The 19,742-nt window shown below is 41.9% G+C and carries 17 protein-coding genes; 14 read left to right on the top strand and 3 right to left on the bottom strand.

What is annotated here, in order from left to right:
* Positions 1–155 precede the first annotated feature (155 nt).
* The 4 genes from asnB (at position 156) to NKR21_RS05510 (ending at position 5,966) form a co-directional block, all read left to right on the top strand.
* On the top strand, positions 156–1,997 hold the full coding sequence (gene asnB, locus NKR21_RS05495; protein ID WP_144456093.1) for an asparagine synthase (glutamine-hydrolyzing): 1,842 nt from the start codon (positions 156–158) through the stop codon (positions 1,995–1,997).
* Between the two features lie 147 nt (positions 1,998–2,144).
* A complete protein-coding gene (locus tag NKR21_RS05500; RefSeq protein WP_144456091.1) occupies positions 2,145–3,662 on the top strand; it encodes a phytoene desaturase family protein in 1,518 nt (505 codons plus the stop codon).
* Complete coding sequence (locus NKR21_RS05505; RefSeq protein WP_144456089.1) at positions 3,659–5,134, top strand: phytoene desaturase family protein; 1,476 nt, start codon at positions 3,659–3,661, stop codon at positions 5,132–5,134. The genes NKR21_RS05500 and NKR21_RS05505 overlap by 4 nt, the downstream gene beginning before the upstream one ends.
* Positions 5,127–5,966, top strand: a complete 840-nt coding sequence (locus NKR21_RS05510) for a phytoene/squalene synthase family protein (protein ID WP_012009511.1) — start codon at positions 5,127–5,129, stop codon at positions 5,964–5,966. The genes NKR21_RS05505 and NKR21_RS05510 overlap by 8 nt, the downstream gene beginning before the upstream one ends.
* Positions 5,967–5,991: 25 nt before the next feature.
* Here the strand turns inward: NKR21_RS05510 and NKR21_RS05515 are convergent, their stop codons facing one another.
* Entirely contained in the window at positions 5,992–7,368 is a 1,377-nt protein-coding gene (locus tag NKR21_RS05515; protein WP_088002120.1) for an MATE family efflux transporter, read from the bottom strand.
* A gap of 113 nt (positions 7,369–7,481) precedes the next feature.
* Between NKR21_RS05515 and NKR21_RS05520 the strand changes: the two genes are divergently transcribed.
* The 4 genes from NKR21_RS05520 to NKR21_RS05535 all read left to right on the top strand — a co-directional run bounded on the left by NKR21_RS05520 (position 7,482) and on the right by NKR21_RS05535 (position 9,551).
* The gene (locus tag NKR21_RS05520; RefSeq protein WP_144456087.1) at positions 7,482–8,348 is read left to right on the top strand and encodes an AraC family transcriptional regulator; all 867 of its coding nucleotides are present in this window, start codon (positions 7,482–7,484) and stop codon (positions 8,346–8,348) included.
* Positions 8,349–8,362: 14 nt separating this feature from the next.
* Positions 8,363–8,920 carry a GNAT family N-acetyltransferase gene (locus NKR21_RS05525; RefSeq protein WP_012009514.1) on the top strand — a complete coding sequence of 186 codons (558 nt, stop codon included), beginning with the start codon at positions 8,363–8,365 and terminating at the stop codon, positions 8,918–8,920.
* A gap of 63 nt (positions 8,921–8,983) precedes the next feature.
* Positions 8,984–9,259 (top strand): hypothetical protein, encoded by a 276-nt coding sequence (locus NKR21_RS05530; RefSeq protein ID WP_012009515.1) that lies wholly within the window; start codon positions 8,984–8,986, stop codon positions 9,257–9,259.
* Positions 9,260–9,290: 31 nt separating this feature from the next.
* On the top strand, positions 9,291–9,551 hold the full coding sequence (locus NKR21_RS05535) for a hypothetical protein (protein WP_088002114.1): 261 nt from the start codon (positions 9,291–9,293) through the stop codon (positions 9,549–9,551).
* Here the strand turns inward: NKR21_RS05535 and NKR21_RS05540 are convergent.
* Positions 9,533–10,081, bottom strand: a complete 549-nt coding sequence (locus NKR21_RS05540; protein ID WP_088002112.1) for a serine O-acetyltransferase — start codon at positions 10,079–10,081, stop codon at positions 9,533–9,535. The genes NKR21_RS05535 and NKR21_RS05540 overlap by 19 nt on opposite strands.
* Positions 10,082–10,467: 386 nt before the next feature.
* Here NKR21_RS05540 and NKR21_RS05545 point away from each other — a divergent pair, with 386 nt between their 5' ends.
* From NKR21_RS05545 to NKR21_RS05570, 6 genes are read left to right on the top strand one after another with little or no spacing between them, the layout of a single operon-like run.
* Positions 10,468–11,814: an aspartate aminotransferase family protein gene (locus NKR21_RS05545; protein ID WP_144456085.1), complete on the top strand. Its 1,347-nt coding sequence runs from the start codon at positions 10,468–10,470 to the stop codon at positions 11,812–11,814.
* On the top strand, positions 11,801–13,294 hold the full coding sequence (locus NKR21_RS05550; protein ID WP_144456083.1) for a pyridoxal phosphate-dependent decarboxylase family protein: 1,494 nt from the start codon (positions 11,801–11,803) through the stop codon (positions 13,292–13,294). Before NKR21_RS05545 ends, NKR21_RS05550 begins: the two co-directional genes overlap by 14 nt.
* Positions 13,291–15,072: an IucA/IucC family protein gene (locus NKR21_RS05555; protein ID WP_144456081.1), complete on the top strand. Its 1,782-nt coding sequence runs from the start codon at positions 13,291–13,293 to the stop codon at positions 15,070–15,072. The genes NKR21_RS05550 and NKR21_RS05555 overlap by 4 nt, the downstream gene beginning before the upstream one ends.
* Positions 15,069–15,623, top strand: coding sequence for a GNAT family N-acetyltransferase (locus NKR21_RS05560; RefSeq protein WP_088002104.1), 555 nt, complete (start codon positions 15,069–15,071; stop codon positions 15,621–15,623). Before NKR21_RS05555 ends, NKR21_RS05560 begins: the two co-directional genes overlap by 4 nt.
* Positions 15,598–16,947 carry a lysine N(6)-hydroxylase/L-ornithine N(5)-oxygenase family protein gene (locus tag NKR21_RS05565; RefSeq protein ID WP_012009522.1) on the top strand — a complete coding sequence of 450 codons (1,350 nt, stop codon included), beginning with the start codon at positions 15,598–15,600 and terminating at the stop codon, positions 16,945–16,947. Before NKR21_RS05560 ends, NKR21_RS05565 begins: the two co-directional genes overlap by 26 nt.
* 13 nt (positions 16,948–16,960) lie before the next feature.
* A complete protein-coding gene (locus NKR21_RS05570) occupies positions 16,961–18,775 on the top strand; it encodes an IucA/IucC family protein (RefSeq protein WP_012009523.1) in 1,815 nt (604 codons plus the stop codon).
* A 42-nt stretch (positions 18,776–18,817) separates the two neighbouring features.
* On the opposite strand, the gene NKR21_RS05575 is transcribed toward NKR21_RS05570, so the two are convergent.
* A complete protein-coding gene (locus NKR21_RS05575) occupies positions 18,818–19,675 on the bottom strand; it encodes a GNAT family N-acetyltransferase (RefSeq protein ID WP_012009524.1) in 858 nt (285 codons plus the stop codon).
* Between the last annotated feature and the right edge of the window lie 67 nt (positions 19,676–19,742).

The raw sequence follows: 19,742 nt of genomic DNA on the forward strand, positions 1-19,742 counted from the left end.
TTGCAGACGCTCCTTTCCTCTTTCTTTTCTTACCAAATCATGCTTGTCCTATACGCCCGTTAAAAAAGGACAAATCAACTATCAAGGAGACGATGCATAAACTAAGAAAGGTTGAATGAGATCACTTATGGAAAAACGGATGGGAGCTGATGATGATGTGTGGAATAACAGGCTGGGCAGACTTTAAAAAGCAGCTCATCCAACAGGATCATGTAATCAATCAAATGACAGATACATTATCTAAAAGAGGGCCAGACGATACAAATACGTGGAAAAGTGAGCACGTTTTATTTGGGCATAAAAGGTTAGCGGTTGTAGATGTAGAAGGCGGAAAACAGCCGATGACATATACACATCAAAACCATGCTTATACCGTTGTATACAATGGAGAGCTCTATAACACAGAGGATATAAGAAAAGAATTGTTAAAAAGGGGCCACCGCTTTCTTGGGCATTCTGATACAGAGGTGCTTCTTCACGCCTACACAGAATGGAAGGAAGAGTGTGTGACCCATTTTAATGGTATTTTTGCATTTGTCATTTGGGATAGTGAGCGTGAATTATTATTTGCAGGGAGAGACCGGCTCGGCGTCAAGCCATTTTTCTATACAGAACGTCATCATTCCTTTTTATTTGGTTCAGAAATCAAAGCGCTTCTTGCTCACCCTGATATGAAAGCAAAAGTCGATCATGAGGGATTATCGGAGATTTTTGGTTTAGGACCGTCTAGAACACCAGGGCAAGGAGTGTTTAAAGGGGTAAAAGAGCTGAGACCTGCTCATGCCTTGACCTTTTCAAAAGACGGATTGCGTGTGTGGAGATACTGGAATGTCAAAAGCAGGGTGCATACGGACTCACTTGATGACACCGCACAGAACGTCAAGGACCTCTTTACAGATGCCGTCACAAGGCAGCTCGTCTCTGATGTGCCTGTTTGTACATTTTTATCGGGTGGCGTCGATTCGAGTGCTATTACCGCCATTGCCGCTAAGCACTTTGAGAAAATAGGGAAAGCACCACTTCATACGTATTCCGTTGACTATGAAGGGAATGATCAATTTTTTGAAGCAAGTCATTTCCAGCCGAATGCGGACGGTCCATGGATTGACCGCATGACCAAGGCGTTTCAAACGAATCATCACAACTGCATCATTGGACAAAAGGAGTTGGCTGCTTATTTAAAGGAAGCGGTTGAGGTCCGAGACTTACCGGGTATGGCAGATATTGATTCTTCCTTGCTTTGGTTCTGCCGTGAAATTAAAAAGGACTTTGTGGTCGGTTTGTCAGGTGAATGTGCGGATGAAATTTTTGGAGGTTATCCTTGGTTCCATTCTGCAAATGAAACGAATGGTTTTCCTTGGATGAGATCGACGGAAGCTAGAACGCAGCTCTTACAAGACTCGTGGCAAAAAAAGCTGTCACTAAAAGAATATGCACAAAGCAAGTATGAAGAAACCGTGGCTGAAACACCTCTTTTAGATGGAGAAACTGGAGTAGATAAAGCCCGGAGAGAACTTTTTTACTTAAATATGGTCTGGTTTATGACAACGTTGCTAGATCGAAAAGACCGAATGAGTATGGGTGCGAGCCTTGAGGTACGTGTGCCATTTGCGGACCATCGCCTTGTCGAATATGTATGGAATATTCCTTGGGAAATGAAAATGTATGGAAATCGTGAAAAAGGGGTTTTACGGAAAGCATTAGAGGGAATTTTACCGGATGAAGTGCTTTATCGCAAGAAGAGTCCTTATCCGAAAACACATCATCCAGCCTATACCCATGCTGTGAAAGAGATGTTAACAGATTGTCTTGCGCAAAAAGATTCTGTCCTTCACGAATTTCTAGATCCGAATCAATTAAAGCAGTTGATTGAAACGGAAGGAGCTTCCTTTCAAGTCCCTTGGTATGGTCAGCTCATGAAGGGCCCGCAATTAATCGCTCATCTGGCGCAAATTCATCATTGGTTTGAGACGTATCGAATTGATATAGAAGCGTAATAAAGGGTCGGCTTTCTTACATTTGTTGAAGGGAAGCCGGCTTTTTTGATACATAACATGAGACGAAAAGAGCACATCGAAAGTTGATCTAATCTTTCTAATTTGTATAATTAACTTAAAGTGAATTAATTTGGAGGAAAAAGGATAATGAAAATCATTGTGATCGGAGCAGGACCAGGGGGACTTGCGGCAGCTATGATGCTTCAAAGCAAAGGACATGATGTTCATGTTTACGAAAAACAACCCTTTGTTGGCGGACGTAACTCTAAGTTTCAACTGGGTGATTTCACGTTTGATACGGGTCCTACCTTTCTCAGCATGATTCATATTGCAGAGGAACTGTTCACCTTTGCTGGTAAAAATCTTTATGACTATATTGATGTGATTGAATTAAAAGAAATGTATAGATTGATTTTCCAAGACGATCAGCTAGATATGATACGAGATCGTGATGAAATGTATAGACGGTTAGAAGCCTTTGCACCTGGAGAGGGCGAAGGATATATACGATTTATGAACGATACGAAGCGAAAAATGGATCGGCTTACTCCTATTTTACAAAGTAAAATGGATCGTTTTCATCATTATTTGCGTCCAAAAGTGCTTAAAGCACTTCCGCAGCTTTCATTGAATAAGAGTTTATATGATGTGCTGTCAGATTATTTCTCAAATGAATCAGTGAAATATGCCTTTACATTCCAATCAAAGTATTTAGGCATGTCACCGTGGGAGTGCCCAGGTGCTTTCTCCATTTTATCATTTATGGAGCATGACACAGGTGTGTTCCATCCGAAGGGCGGGGTCAATCAGCTGTCAGAAGCGATGGCAAAAGCAGCGGTTGAAGCTGGAGCAACGATTCATCTGTCATCCGGCGTCGAAAAACTGCTGACAGAAGGCAGGAAAGTAAAAGGCATTCGCTTAGAATCTGGAAAAGAAATACAGGCAGATGAGGTTGTCGTAAATGGAGATTTTGCACATGTGATGACAAAGCTTGTAGAGCCAGGACTTTTAAAGAAATATAGCGAGAAAAAATTAAAAAAGAAGAAATTCTCATGCTCCACCTTTATGCTTTATTTAGGACTAGATACTATGTATGAGGAGCCGCATCATACCATCGTTTTTTCCGATGATTATGCGCAATTCGTCAAAGGCATTACGAAAACATATGAGCTGCCAGATGATCCATCTATTTATATTCAAAATGCTAGTGTCACAGATGACTCACTTGCGCCAAAAGGAAAGTCAGCTCTTTATGTATTGGCACCCGTTGCCAACAATCAAAGTGGCATTGATTGGGAAGCGCATCAAGATGAATTCAGAGAGCTTGTACTGGATACACTCGAGCGAAAAACCGGATTTAAGAATATAAGGCAGCATATAGAAGTCGAGCGGATGATCACACCGAAGCAATGGGAGGAAGACCTTTACGTATACGAAGGAGCCACATTTAACCTTGGTCACCAGCTGACGCAGATGATGGTTCTAAGGCCGCACAATGAATTTGATGAATTGGATCACTGCTGGCTTGTAGGAGGAGGAACGCATCCAGGAAGCGGACTGCCGACCATTTTAGAATCAGCACGTATCACGACAAATGCGATTCTTTCAAAAGAGAAACATACACACAAAACATTGCCGCAACAAGAAAAGGGGAGCGCCTCATGAAAAAACATATATTGATTGCAGGTGGCGGTATTGGCGGGATGATCTCAGCACTTTATTTAAAAAAAGCTGGACATGATGTGACGCTTGTCGAAAAAAACGAGCGACTTGGTGGAAGACTTGCTTTTGTACGTGAGAAAGGATATAAAGTAGATGAAGGTCCGACCATTGTCCTACTTCCAGATATGTTAAAAGGTATTTTACATGAGGTTGGAATTGACGAAGCATCTCTTGATCTTTTGCAGCTTGATCCGCTGTATACAATCCAATTTCAAGATGGAACCTCCTACACGAAGTACTCCGATGCACTTCGTCAGCTAGAGGAAATCAGACGTGTATTTCCAAACGAAGATCAAGGATTCCTAAAGTTTATGGAAGAAATGACCGACCGGTTTCAAGAAGGGCAGCAAGCCTTTCTAGAGAAATCATTTCATGAAAAGCGAACATTTTTTACAAAAGCAAATATGAAGATTTTAATGAAATTAAAGGCGTATCGCACGGTTCAAAGTGCCTTGAAAAAGTATTTCTCAGACGAACGCCTGCGAGATGCATATGCACTTCAAACCCTCTATGTCGGAGGAAATCCATATGAAGCATCTGCTATTTATTCGCTTGTTTCATATAGTGAGCACGCGCATGGCATCTACTATTTAAAAGGTGGTTATGCGAGTTTAGTAGATATATTGGAAGGACAGCTCATGAAAATGGGTGTGTATGTGAGAAAAAATGCAGAAGTCACGGAGCTTGAGTTTGAGGGGAAACGCATAGTTAAAGCAAAAGTCAGTGACGACCATATAGCAGCTGATGCTTTTGTCATCAACGGGGATTATCCAGCTACGTTAAAACAACTTGGTTTAGGCGAACAAGATCGGCGTAAATACGTGCCGTCTTCAGGCTGTGTGATGGTATATCTCGGGCTCAATAAAATCTACCATGATGCGCCTGTGCACCAATTTTTTATGGGAGAAGACTTTGATCAGCATATGAAAGAGGTTTTTCAATCGAAGACGATTCCTCAAGATCCGTCGTTTTATACATTTAATCCATCGATCATTGATCCATCTCTTGCTCCGGAAGGCTGTAGTGTTTTATATATGCTGATTCCCGTTCCCTCAGGAGATCATATCAACTGGGAAGAGGAGACAGATTTTGTAGAGCAAATGGTGGATCGACTTGAGAAAAGAGGCTTTCCAAGATTGCGAGAGTCGATTGTCTGGAAAAAAGTCAGAACACCAAATGATTCCTTGCGAGAAGGATTGTTTGAAGGCGGAAGCTTTGGACTTGCGCCTAACTTATTTCAATCAGGTGTGTTCCGCCCGCAAGTGAAGGCAGCCGAGACCGATAATCTTTATGCGGTAGGTGCTTCCATCCATCCTGGTGGCGGAGTGCCGATCGTGATGCAAAGTGCGAAACTGATGGCGTCTGTGCTGTTAAAAGATTTGAATGACAGAAAGGAAGTGAAACTAAGTGGTTGATGTACAAACAGCATTGAAATTGTGTGAGGAGACTATTCAAACCCATTCCAAAACGTTTTACCGTGCCTTTTCCATGCTGCCTAAAAAGAAACGGCAGGCTGTCTGGGCTGTGTATTCCTTTTGCCGGAAAGCAGATGATATTGTAGATGAATCACCCTCGCCAAAAGAGGAGCTTGCCTCCTTTCGAGAGACGTTTGATCGATTTTTACAAGGTGAGGTAGATCGGAATGATCCGATGTGGGTAGCGCTAGAACATACCTTTCAAGAGTTTCGTATGGATGAAGCACCGTTCCGTGACTTGCTCCAAGGTCAGGAGATGGATTTAGAGCAGCACCGATATGAAACGTTAGATGAATTGCTCATTTATTCCTACCATGTTGCTAGTACCGTTGGACTTATGCTGCTTCCCATTATTGCACCGCGTAAAAAAGAACAGCTGAAAGAAGCAGCGATTTCATTAGGGATTGCTATGCAGCTGACCAATATCCTTCGTGACATCGGCGAGGATAAAGCCGAAAGAGACCGCATTTATTTGCCAAAGCAAGTCATGGATCAATTCGGATATACAGAGCAAGAATTGCAAGAAGGCATTGTCAATCAAGCATTCCAGCACGTATGGGAGTACATTGCCTTTGAAGCAGAGGCATACTACGAGGAGTTTTTTGACCATCTTCATGAATTCCCGCTTTATTCACGTATACCAGTGAAAGCAGCTGCTCACTTTTATAAAGCCATTTTAGATAAAACAAGAGAAAATGAATACCGCGTATTTACAGAGCGATCATTTATTTCGAACCAAGAAAAAGCACTTATTTTAGAAGATATTACGTAAAAAAGGACTGCACCCGCAGTCCTTTTTATGTGGAAGAAAAGCGATATTCCGTCCAAACCCTTGAACGCCACCGCCTATACATAAAGATGCCTCTTACCCATTCATCTACGATAAAAGATATCCAAATCCCAATGAGACCCATCTCAAATTGAATGCCTAACAAGTAAGCGATCGGAATCCCGATGCCCCACATTGAAATCATCGCCATATACACTGGAAACTTCGCGTCGCCAGCAGCCCGCAAGGAATTAATAATGACCATATTAAACGAACGGCCCGGTTCCAAAATAATGGTCAAAAGGAGGAGTGTGGCGGCGGTTTGAATGATCTCGCTGTTACTAGTAAAGAAAGCAAGCAAATGCGTCGATGATAAAGATAAAGCAGTAGAAGAAAGAAGGGAGATACCAATGGCCCAGTATAAACTTTTCATGCATCTGTGATAGGCAGCATCGAATTCCTTCGCCCCAATATGGCGTCCGATTAAAATTTGTGTCCCTTGGCTTATGGCTGCACCAAATAGCATGATGAACATCATAATATTTTGAGTATAAACCTTTGCAGCTAATGCCTGCGTCCCCATAAATGTAATAAACAGTGTAATGATCATTTGAGAGCCATTATAAGAAAGCTGTTCTCCAGCAGAAGGAATGCCAATTTTCAGCAGCTTTTTTAAATATGTCCGCTGGATATGAAACATTTTCTTCAGGGAAAAGCGTAATCCAATTCGGCGGCGTACAATGAGGATCATGGCCATTAATCCGATCAATCGAGCGAGTGAGGTTGAAAAAGCGACCCCCATGACACCTAATATAGGGAAGCCAAACGGACCGAAAATCACCAAATAGTTACCAGCGACATTTAGCAAGTTCATTCCGATAGTGACATACATCGTATCTCTTGTATATCCATAGCTTTTTAAAATAGCACTATACGTCATAATGAGCGCTTGAATAAAAGAAAGCAGCCCGACAATTTGTAAAAATACAGTCGCATCCGGCATGAGCTCACTTGATAAGCCCATCAGGTGTAAAATGGGAACAGCTAATACAAACATGAGAAGACTAATAACAAAGCTAATCAAGAAATTGGTTCCTAGTGAGACATAGGCGACTTGAGCCGCTTCCTGCCTGCGGCTTGCTCCTAAAAGCTGTGCAATCACAATTGTTGTTCCAGTTGTAATGAAACTGAACATGACAATCAATAAATTCAGCAGCTGGTTGCTTACACCAACTGCGGCAACACTATTATCGGAATATTGGCTAAGCATGAGGGTATCAGCGCTTCCCATCAGCATATATAAAGAGATTTCAATAAAAATAGGCCAAGTTAATGCAAATAATGAAGGGTGGTTTTTCTTCCCTTTAGCTTGAGTCTGTTGAATTGGTAGTGATTGAGGTTTCATCAATCAACCTCCTTTCGTATAAATCCGATTTATAGTGTACCCTGCATCGACTATAATAAGAAGAGATGAAACCGAAACTTATTGGAGAAATCCGACTTCATAAGGGGATGCATATGAATCGATTTATTACATTTACTGTACCGCCGTTCCCGGTTTATATCGCTTCTGGCAAAGGCGTATTTGATCAAGGAGAAAGACATATCTCTAGAACCTTCACCGTGTTTGATCTTCTTTATGTCACAAGAGGGCAGCTATGGATCACAGAAGACAGGAAGGCTCATCACGTAAAAGAAGGAGAATATATCATTCTCTCACCTGGCTTGTCGCATGGCGGACACTTGCCATGCGAAGAAGAAACACACTATGAGTGGCTCCATTTTTCGATTGATCCTTTTGAGTTGACAAATCGGCCGAGAGAACACTGGTTTGATATGAAACAAAATCAAGCCACCTTTGAAAAGCCGGCGACCTATGAATTTAGCTTGCCCCGTAAAGGAAAAGTGAAAGGGAGAAATGTATTAGAAAAGCACCTTGCACAGATGCGGGCCCTAAATGATGACGCATCTGAACTGCCGCTGAAAAAACAGCTTCAGTTTGAGGAACTGCTCATTCATTTACAAAAAGAAGCCTTTCATATTCCAAGTGCAAAGGAGAATGTCGCTTCAGAAGTGGTTCATTACCTTGAGCGTCACTTTATGAAGAAACTGCAAATGGAGGAGCTTGCAGAGAAATTGCACTATCATCCTGATTACATAACAAGGTGCATGCAGACGGTGTATGGACTCACGCCAAACCAATACATCAATCGTCTCAAGGTTGAAAAAGCCAAAAGCATGCTTGCCTCAACGAATGATCAAATCGCAGCGATCGCTGAACAGGTAGGCATTGACGACCCTACGTATTTTTCTAAGCTGTTTCGGCAAAACGAAGGCATGACACCTATCGAGTACCGTCATCTCGCAAAAAGAACGACCAAGTAAAGGAACGTGAACAGATGAAAAGAGAAAAGGAAAAGCTTGTGAGCATTCGACCATTAAACGAAGCTGATTTAGAGTTGGTATGGCATTTGAAATTCAAAGCACCAGACCAGTCCTACCGAGAGTGGAACGCCCCTTATTTTCATGAACACGAAATTCCGTTTGCTGCATTTAAAAAACGATACTTACAGGATACATCCATTCCGTCAAAGTTATATGGTATTGAAATAGACGGCGAGATCAAAGGTACCGTGTCATATTATTGGGAGAATGAACGTACACGGTGGCTTGAATGCGGCATTCTCATTTATGATTCGCGCTTTTGGAGCGGTGGCGTTGGGACAAAGGCGTTAAGTCTATGGGCTGATGAGTTATTTACACACATTGATATTCCTCGAATTGGTCTTACTACATGGTCGGGAAATGAACGGATGATGCGATGCGCAGAGAAATGCGGATTTGTCCTTGAAGGAAGACTGCGAAAGGTCCGTTACTATCAAGGAGAATATTATGATTCGATGCGCTATGGGATGCTGCGGGAGGAATGGAAAAGCCTCCCGCGCAATATCCTTTGAATTATTATTTTTTCAGGATAAAAGTATCATATAATGGAATAAACTGAAGAAGAAGGGTGGCGGATGAATGTGGGCTGGATAACTGGATGGTTTGTTTCTATTTTAGTTGCCATCTATCTATTTATAGATGCACCAAAACATGGGAAAAATAAATGGTTATGGTCTATTTTAGGTCTTTTATTTGGGCTCTTTGCATTTGGGATATACCTCATCAAAACAGGAAGAAAAGGATTGGGCTGGCCAGTTCTGATCGTGTCTATCATCATCTATTCTATTGTGATCATAGTCTATGTCTTTTATTTCCTGCTTCTGATTTTCGGATACTCAAACGCATCATAGAGAACGCGTATACATAAGGAGGAGTTTAATCTTGAGAATAACGGGTCTATTCGTTTCGCTGGCTGTTGCCATTTATTTATGGTTTGATGCGCCAAAGCATGATAAAGACAAATGGTTGTGGGCCATTTTAGGTGTCCTATTTAGTACGATTGTTCTCGGTATTTATTTGATCAAGACAGAGAGGAAGGGGCTTGGCTGGACCATTCTTATTTTAACGATTTTGTTTTACCTCATGCTGCTCATCTCTATATTAATCGGTGTCATTCTTTTTTATCAGGTGGGTCCTTCATGATGAAGGGCTTTTTCTTTTACCTTTTGCGCCGGCACACCCGCAATAACAATTTTCTCCTCATGAAAGGAACGGTTTACCACAGCATTTGCTCCAATTGAAATATGATCTGCAATATAGATATCCCCAAACAGCTTTGCGCCTGGGCCAATCCATACATGATCCCCAATGGTTGGCACATCTTTTTCATGATGATTTTGACCAATATTCACCCCTTGATGAATATCACAATATGCCCCAATTTTTGCATGTTTGTTCACAATTAAGAGCCCCGTATGATTGATTCTAAGGCCGGGCCCGAAAACACCAATCGGGATATCAAAGCCAAGCTGCATGCCTTTCTTTTTATGTAAATAGCGATAAAGCCATTTGCGAATTGTAGCACCGCTATTAGAATAGTATTCATATTTTCGTAAAATCCTTTGGTATTTCCATATATCATCCCCAAACCACTTAGGCTGTTTGCGCTTAATGGCTAATGCTTTCTTGTCCTGAGCTAAGTAGTAGTGAAGATCATGCTTCGTTACAATCATCAGATTCCTCTCCATTCCCTTTTGTTTCAGAGAAATTATACCATTATAACCATTTATATCAATGTGGAATGACGTTTGTTTCTTTCTTTTTCTACATCACTTTTATCCACTTTCCTGTATAAAATAATTGCTTTTTCATGAATAGAACAAAAGAACCAGGAAGAATGATTTGTAATTTTTTTCTACATTATTCCGTCTCACGCGTTTATTCTCCTTATAGCAGTAGAGGTTTGTCAAAATGACACGAAATTACTCATTAAATAGAGAATATAGCATTCATATGCTTTTAGAATCATCTTTTTGAATACAATTGACTTTCATATCTCACATCCTCTAGGCTAGTAAATGAAAATGATAATCTTTATCAATTGGAGGAGTGTTTTATTATGTCCATCAAAACCGTTTCTAAAAATCAGCAATTTTTAGAGCAGCAAAGTCAAAGAGAATCGAATGCAAGGTCTTACCCGAGACGGTTCCCATTAGCCATGCAAAAAGCCGAAGGTATGATCGTGACAGATGCGGATGGCAGAGAGTTTTATGACTGCCTGGCAGGAGCAGGAACACTTGCACTTGGTCACAATCATCCAGTTGTGATAGAAGCTATTGAACGTATGCTTCATGAAAAAAGACCGTTGCATACGTTGGACATAACCTCAGAAATTAAAGAAGAGTTTGTGAATGAAATTTTTTCTCACTTACCAGAAGAGTTTGCAAAGAGAGCCAAAATTCAATTTTGTGGACCAACTGGTGGTGATGCCATAGAAGCAGCAATTAAATTAGTCAAAACAGCGACAGGGAATCGAAGCATTCTATCATTCCATGGTGCGTATCACGGTGCGACACATGCCACGATGTCATTAAGCGGGAATTTATCTCCAAAAGAAAGAGTGCAAGGGTTAATACCTGATGTTCATTTTATGCCTTACCCATATGAATATCGCTGTCCATTTGGAATTGGTGGGAAGGATTCGCACCGCATTTCAAGTTCGTATATTGAGCGCGTATTAAATGATCCTGAAAGTGGTATTCTTCCGCCAGCAGGTATGATCTTTGAAGCAGTGCAGGGCGAGGGAGGCTCCATTCCAGCATCGATTGAATGGATGAAGGAAATGAGAAGAATCACAAAAGAAAAAGGGATTCCGCTCATTATTGATGAGGTTCAATCAGGCATTGGCCGAACAGGTAAGATGTTTGCCTTTGAACATGCAGGAATTATACCTGACGTTATTGTGCTGTCAAAAGCCATTGGTGGAAGCTTGCCGCTTTCAGTTGTGATTTATGATCAAGATTTAGATCAATGGAATCCAGGTGCACATATTGGGACATTTAGAGGAAATCAAATGGCGATGGCTGCTGGAACCGCTACGCTTAAATTTATCAAAGAAACCAACCTGCTTGATCATGTAGAACGGTTAGGAGATCGTATGCAGGCGCATCTAAAAGACATCCAAAAACAAGTCCCTGCTCTTGGTGATGTTCGAGGAAGAGGTTTAATGATTGGCGTTGAAGTAGTCGATCCAAATGAGAAACAGGATGTGGACGGAAGCTATCCAGCGAATCCAGAGCTGGCCAGTCTTATTCAAAAGAACTGCTTCGACAAAGGCTTAATTGTGGAGACAGGGGGCCGTTTTGGAAGTGTCATTCGATTCTTGCCACCACTCATTATGACAGAAGAACAGCTTGAAAAAGTCATCGTTATTTTTAAAGAGGCCGTGTACGATGCAATCAACTAAGGCTCCAGTAGATTCATTATTTATAAATCAAAGCCAGCTTGGAAGAGAGTCCTTCCAAGCGGCTCTTCATACATCTATCGACAGCTTACTGGATCAATGGCAAAAAGACACAGGACCTTACAGTGGAATATTGCCTGGGAAATTAGCGGCAAGTGTCGAATCGCTATTCCGATTTCAACCGTCTGGAGAATCTATTGAATCTGTCTTTCAAGATATAAAAGAGCATCTTTTACCGCATTTGATTGATGTATCGCATCCTAAATGCTTGGCACATCTGCATTGTCCACCGCTCATTCCTGCACTTGCCGCAGAGGTGATGGTGAGTTCCTTTAACCAATCAATGGACTCCTTTGATCAAAGTGGTATTGCTTCTTTGGTTGAGGAAGAAATCCTCAAGTGGCTATGTGCAAAGTTTTCTTATGGCGACCAAGCAGATGGGACATTTACAAGCGGTGGAACCCAATCTAACTACATGGGGTTGCTTCTGGCGAGAGATGCCTTTTGTGAAAACACATGGCAGTGGAATGTTCAGCAGAAAGGCTTACCAAGTGAATCTCACCGCATGAGAATTCTTTGCTCGAAGAATGCTCACTTCACTGTGAAAAAATCTGCTTCCCAGTTAGGTTTAGGAGAGCAGGCAGTTGTACTAGTCGAGACAGATGAACATCACCGAATGGACATCAATGATTTGAAAAAGAAGCTGGTTGAGTTGAAGGAGCAGAACTTGCTGCCTTTTGCGGTAGTAGCCACTTGCGGAACAACGGATTTTGGCAGTATTGACCCAGTTCGAGAGGTATATGACATCGTCAAGCCATACGGTCTGTGGATTCACGCAGATGCTGCCTACGGTGGAGCACTTGTATTAAGCGAAACCTACCGAAAGAAATTAGACGGTATTGAGCTTGCTGATTCAATCACGATTGACTTTCATAAACAATTTTATCAGCCGATATCCTGCGGAGCATTTTTGCTAAAGGATAAAAGCCATTTTGGTTTGATCAACTATCATGCGGATTATCTTAATCCAAAGGAAGACGAACTCGATGGTATTCTACATCTCGTCAATAAATCTGTGCAAACGACGCGCCGGTTTGATGCTCTCAAATTACTTCTCTCTCTTCGTCTAATTGGAGAAGAAGGATTTGGAGAGATCATTGACTATACCATTCATTTTGCAAAGGATGTGGCCGCGCTTATTGAGAGAAATGATCACCTTGAAGTGATCAATCCTGAGCCAGAAATCAATGCAGTTGTGTTCCGATTTAAGGATGACGAAACAGATGACGTCAATAAAATCATTCACCGGACACTATTCAAAACAGGAACTGCTGTCATTGCGAAAACAGTGGTCCATGGTCAAACATGCTTAAAATTCACTTTGTTAAATCCGAGAACGACAATCACACATATTGAGGAAATCCTTTCTGACATCGTTGATATCGGGATTGCTCATATTCAATCCGGGAGGGTACTACGTTGAGTCAATATAAACAAATGGCTGAAAATGCAACCATGCAAAGCTTTTTAAACTGTTTTTTACGCGAAACAGGAATCGATCGATCTGCCAAAAAAGAGACGAGAGCAGATGGCTCGCTTGTCTTCATCGCAAAACTAGTAAAGCAAGATCTTGAGCTTGTGATTCCGATGCGATATGTTTCACCTGTTGGCCGCCATCTCTTTGATTTTCCGATTCGCTTTCGCCCGCAAGGCAGTGAGCAAGAGGGCACAATTGTCGATTACACGACACTTGTTGCTTTATGTTCAAAGGAGCTTCTCATTGAATATGGCCGTACAGATGCAGAGGATGAATTCATGCTTCGCATCATTTTAAGCTGCCGAAATATTGAACGGTTCTTAAAGGAGCGAGAAAGTGATCGAGCCGCTCTTTCTGAAGCCGATTTTGAGTATATCGAGGCAGAGCAGTCACTTCTCCTTGGTCATTTAACGCATCCTACCCCAAAAAGTAGACAAGGAATGACAGAAGAGGAGGAAGCGATCTATTCTCCTGAGCTAAAAGGAACTTTCCAGCTTCATTACTTTAAAGCGCATCATTCGATTGTGCTACAGGATTCGTCAATTACACAGTCTGCGGCAAGCCTTATGCTAGAAGAGCTCTTGCGCCAAGTACCAGAAGAAAAAGAGAGACTGAATACGTTAGTAGAAAACGGAGAATATGTGCTCATTCCGATTCACCCGCTTCAAGTGAAGGTGGTTATGGAGAAAGCATTCGTCAACCGTTATATAGAGGAAGGAAAACTGACTTATTTAGGACCGATGGGTTCTGAATACACAGCGACCTCTTCTTTCAGAACCGTCTATCAAAAGGATTCTGCTTATATGCTCAAATTCTCTGTTCCTGTGAAAATTACAAACTCCTTACGTGTCAATAAACAAAAGGAACTGGATCGCGGAGTAGAGATGTCACGCATTCTAAAAACTGAACTGGGCATTTCTTTATACGATAAATTCTCTGGGTTCCGGGTCATTGAAGATCCAGCCTATTTATCCATTCAAGGAGAAGAAGCGGAATCTGGCTTTGAAGTAGTCATTCGTCAAAATCCATTTTTACATCAAGAAAAAGGGGCAAGCTTAATTGCTGGATTATGTCAGGATCATGCGTATGGTGGAAAATCGCGGTTAGCAGGGATCATTCATGATCTTGCAGGCGCAGAAGGCCGATCAACGGAGGCTGTGAGCGAGGATTGGTTTAAGCAATATTTAACCATTTCGTTAGAACCGATGCTTTGGCTGTTTGAAACGTACGGTCTTGTCCTTGAAGCCCATCAGCAAAATGCTGTTGTGCAAATGAAGGATGGTTACCCGCACACCTTCTATTATCGTGACAACCAAGGCTACTATTATAGTGAATCGAAAAAGGATAAACTCGCAAATCTTGTCCAAAACCTGAGCGTGAGAAGTGAAACCATTTGTGCAGATGATGTAGCCGTTGAGAGGCTGCGCTATTATTTCTTCTTTAATCATTTATTTGGTCTCATTAACGGCTTTGGTACAGAAGGTCTGGCGAAAGAAGAAGACTTGCTCGCACTTGTGAGAGATACATTACTCGTTCATGAGGAGACTTACGGTGCATCTGAACTAACAAACAGCCTACTTCGCTCAAAGGAACTGCCTTCGAAAGCGAACTTGCTGACACGATTTGAAGACATGGATGAACTGACAGGGTCATTGGAAACACAGTCTCGTTACACAGCTGTCTTGAATCCGCTGTTTTTACATAAGGAGGCGCTGATTGGATGAGGCATCGTATTCATTTTATTCGAGCTGAATATGAAAGAGATGTACGGCTTGTCCACAAGTGGATGCAAGAGGAGTATGTTCACCCATTTTGGCATTTGAATATTCCGTTTCCTTCTTTTGAAAAGCATTTTTATCAGGCGATTCATGATCCGCATCAAACCCTGTATTTAGGCACAATTGACGGGACGCCCATGAGTTATTTTGAGGCATACAACGTCAAAGGTGACATCATTGAATCTTACTATCAGCCTTCTCCGCATGATCAAGGAATCCATCTATTAATAGGGGAGCCGGATTATGTGGGAAAAGGTTTTGCGACTCCGCTGCTTCAGGCCATGACAGCATTTCAGTTTGAGCAAAACAAACGAACAGAAAAAATCGTTGCTGAGCCGGATATTCGCAATGAAAAAATGATCCATGTATTTGAAAAATGTGGATTTGAACGTGTAAAACCAGTCAATTTACCCGATAAAACAGGTCTTTTGATGTTTTGTGATCGAGAACGATTCGAAAGGAAGTATAACCATGACGCGGTTCAACAAGCAAAATAATGTAGTGGATGTAATCGGAATCGGCATTGGCCCATTTAACTTAGGACTTGCCGCATTATCTGAAGAAGTAAAGGAAATTGACGCTTTGTTTTTTGAAAGAAGTGAATCCTTTCATTGGCACCCAGGGATGCTCATTGAGGGAACGACACTACAAGTTCCTTTTTTAGCGGACCTTGTCAGCATGGCAGATGTGAAAAGTAAATATAGCTTCCTTAACTATTTACAGGAACAAAACCGTTTGTATTCATTTTACTTTCTAGAAGATTTTCATATCCCGCGCAAGGAATATAGTCATTATTGCCGCTGGGTCGCAGACCAGTTAGACTCTTGCCGATTTGGCATGAACGTCGAATCTGTCTCATTGATCGAAAAAGCAGGAGAAAAGCGATATGAAGTGCATGTTCGCCATGTGAAAGAACAAACGGTAGAGGTGTTTGAAAGTAAGCATCTCGTCTTAGGAATTGGTACACAGCCGGCGATACCAGCATCTCTCCAACCAGCTTTAGGAGAGAAAGTTTTTCATTCTGCCGACTATTTAAAACGAAAGAAAGAAGGCTGTTTCAAAGGGAAATCTGTGACCGTCATCGGCTCTGGTCAAAGTGCGGCAGAAGTGTTCTATGATATTTTAGCAGATGATGAGGCGAAGGATATTCACTGGTTCACACGCTCTAAAGGATTTTTCCCGATGGAATATTCAAACCTTGGTCTTGAATATTTCTCTCCAGATTATATAGATTTCTTTTATGAGCTCCCGCAAACAAAAAAGGATGCGTTGTTAAAGCAGCAGGACTTGCTTTATAAAGGTATCAGCTCTGCAATGATTCGTGATATTTATCATTTGCTATATGAACGTTCTGCTTGCGGAGAGCAGTTGAACACAGTGCTCCAAGCGATGACGGAGGTCAACTTGATTGAGGAAACAGCGGGTGGTTTGTCCCTTTCATGCACGCAATGGGTCAAAGAGGACTCCTTTACTCACGAGACAGATATTGTCGTACTGGCGACGGGCTATCAATCCGTACTGCCGCCGTTTATCAACCCAATTTCTCATCATATTCAATGGGACGATCAAGGGCGGTTCCAAGTTGAACGTGAATACCGCTTGAAAACAAATACAATGGGCGAAAATGATATTTTTGTTCAAAATGCAGAGCTTCATACACATGGTGTTGGCGCTCCAGATTTAGGACTTGGTGCTTACCGAAATAGTGTGATTATCAATGAACTTGCTCATCAAACCGTGTATCCACTTTATCAAAAACACGTCTTCCAGACATTTGGTACACACAAGAACGTCAACACATTCGAAGAAATCAAAGGTTAAGGAGGATGAAGCGATGAGTGTACAAGATGAATTGAAAAAAGCGGTGAATCCTGCTGCTTGGAAAAAGGCAAATCAACGAATGGTGGCAAAAATGGTGTCTGAATACATGTATGAGGATATGCTTCATCCCGTGCAGTTAGATCATAAGGATGGCATTGCTCAGTATGAATTAATCATTCACGAACAAAAGAAATATCGTTATCTTGCAAAACCTCGTTTGTTTGATAGTTTTGATACGATCGCTGAATCAATCGAGTGCTGTCAAGATGGAAAATGGTCAAAGGACGTCAGTGCAATCGTGTTTTTACTAGATATTCAGCCGCTCATTCCAATGTCTTCTGAGACAACAGGACATCTCATAAAAGAGCTTCATCACACCCTGTTAGCAGATGTCCATTTGCTGTCGAAAAAAGCCCTTCGTGCGGACGAACTGACAGATACTGATTATGCATGGATTGAAGGAGAAATGACAGGGCATCCTTGGATTGTGTATAACAAAGGACGTATTGGGTTCAGTTATGATGACTACCTAGCCTATGCACCTGAAAGGCAAGAAAGTGTGCAGCTGTCTTGGATTGCTGTTCACCGAGATCTTGCCACATTCCATGCTGTCGATCATGAAAACTATGAGCAGATAATCACCAAAGAGTTAGATGAAGTCACGATCCGTCAATTTCACCGTGTGCTAAAGGATGAAGGATTGAATGAAGCTGATTATTATTTGATGCCTGTTCATAAATGGCAGTGGACACATATGATTATTCAGCATTTCCCGGAAGATTTGGCATTGCGCCGGATTGTGTATGTAGGGGAGGGACTGGATCAATATATCCCGCAGCAGTCGATCAGAACCTTTACGAACATCTCAAATAAAGGCAAACATCATATTAAACTGCCAATGAGTATTTTAAATACGCTTGTGTACCGCGGACTTCCATCAGAACGGACAGTCATTGCCCCTCGCATTACAGCGCATATTAAAGGGATTGCAGATCAAGATTCATTTTTATCTGATGTCTGCCGCGTGATATTACCTGGTGAGAATGCAAGTATCAATGTTGATCATCCTTACTATAGCAAGCTGCCTGGTGCGCCGTATCAATATCTTGAGATGCTCGGTGTGATTTTTAGAGAGAGTATTTACTCGTACTTAGATGAAGGAGAGAACCCTGTTACACTTGCGGCACTCACTTATGAGGATCATGAAGGTGAGCCCTATGTGAAACAGCTGATTGAAAAATCAGGTCTCTCAGCAAAAGAGTGGATGGCGAAATTTTTCCATGTGGTCATGCCGCCGCTACTCCACTTTATGTATCAATACGGCACCGTCTTTTCACCGCACGGACAAAATACGATTCTTGTGTTAAAAGATCATCAGCCTCATCGTTTAGCGATCAAAGATTTCGTTGACGATGTAAACATTAGCGATCAGCCGCTACCTGAATTGGCTTCTCTAGGAGACGATTTAAAAGAAGTGCTGCGGAGTGAACCGCCAGAAGGTTTAGTGCAGTTTATCTTTACAGGTTTGTTTATTTGTAACCTGCGTTACGTATCAAATGTGCTAGACAATCATCAGCTGTTAGATGAAGCAACACTTTGGCGCTTGCTTGCCGAAGAAATACAGCAGTATCAAAAGCAATTCCCGCAGCTGAAAGACCGTTTTGAACTATTTGATCTCTTCCAGCCGAAGCTGACAAAGCTGTGCTTAAATCGTAATCGAATGATTGATTACGGGTATGGAGATGGAGATGACCGCCCGCATGCATCAGAGCATGGAAAGGTTACAAATGCACTGGCGCATGTTCTATCACCCGCCTGGGAGAAGTAATAGAAAAGCTGTAGACATCAAGTGTCTACAGCTTTTTATATTTTACGAGAATGCTTGAGAGGCGAGGAAATAAAGAAGTGCAGGATCGTTCAGCTTTTCTTTCCCGCGAATCATCATATAATGCGCTTTGTTTGTTTTCGTAAAACCTGCTTCAACAAGCGATTCATGGAGGCGCTCGGCTGTTTCCTCCTGCATATCTAAACGAATCGGACCGGAATAAGACGAAATAAGCGATCGAATCAGCGAGAGAGCTGTAATTTCATCATTTGCAGCAAGCGGTCCAATCATTAAATTAGCAGGTGTTTCAACACCAAATGCAAAACCAGTTATTTCGTGATGTTCATTCTTTGCAATGATACGCTGCGCTGCTCGGTTCATCCGGTTTTTTAGAAAGCTTGAACGATTTGTGCCTGCGCCTTTTTCATCTAATGCTTCAATACACGGAAGGTGCGATTCATCGGCAGAAGACAGGTGAATGTCATCTGACACACGAAGCGTCTCTGGGGTTGTTTTTTGCGCTTTGTAAGTCGTAATATAACCTGCCGTGTGAAACCCGATTTTTTCGTAAACTGGCCGTCCTTGGACAGTAGCGGTTAAGACGACAGGAATGCTTTGATCACATTGATCTAGCAGGGTGTCAATCATTTTTCTTGCAAGACCTAAGCCGCGATGTGTCCTAGATACAATGACGGCACCAATTGACGCCATTCGATCATACTGGAAAAGTCCTGCACACGAGATGACTTGTCCATCCACTGTTGAAAAACCTGTGAAATATCCATTTGTTAAAAGAGATGTGAGCTCTTCCGCATTGTAATCAGGCCAGTCCACCTCTTGAGACAAGGTGATAAGATCTGGTATGTCATCGAGTGTTAATGCTCGTTGAACAACGTTTGTCATGACACGCAACTCCTTCTTAGCTGAATTCATCTATGTGTATCGTATCATAAGAAGGATGAGAAAAAGG

This window comes from Bacillus sp. 1735sda2, from assembly GCF_024159245.1.
Taxonomy (GTDB): domain Bacteria; phylum Bacillota; class Bacilli; order Bacillales; family Bacillaceae; genus Bacillus; species Bacillus pumilus_O.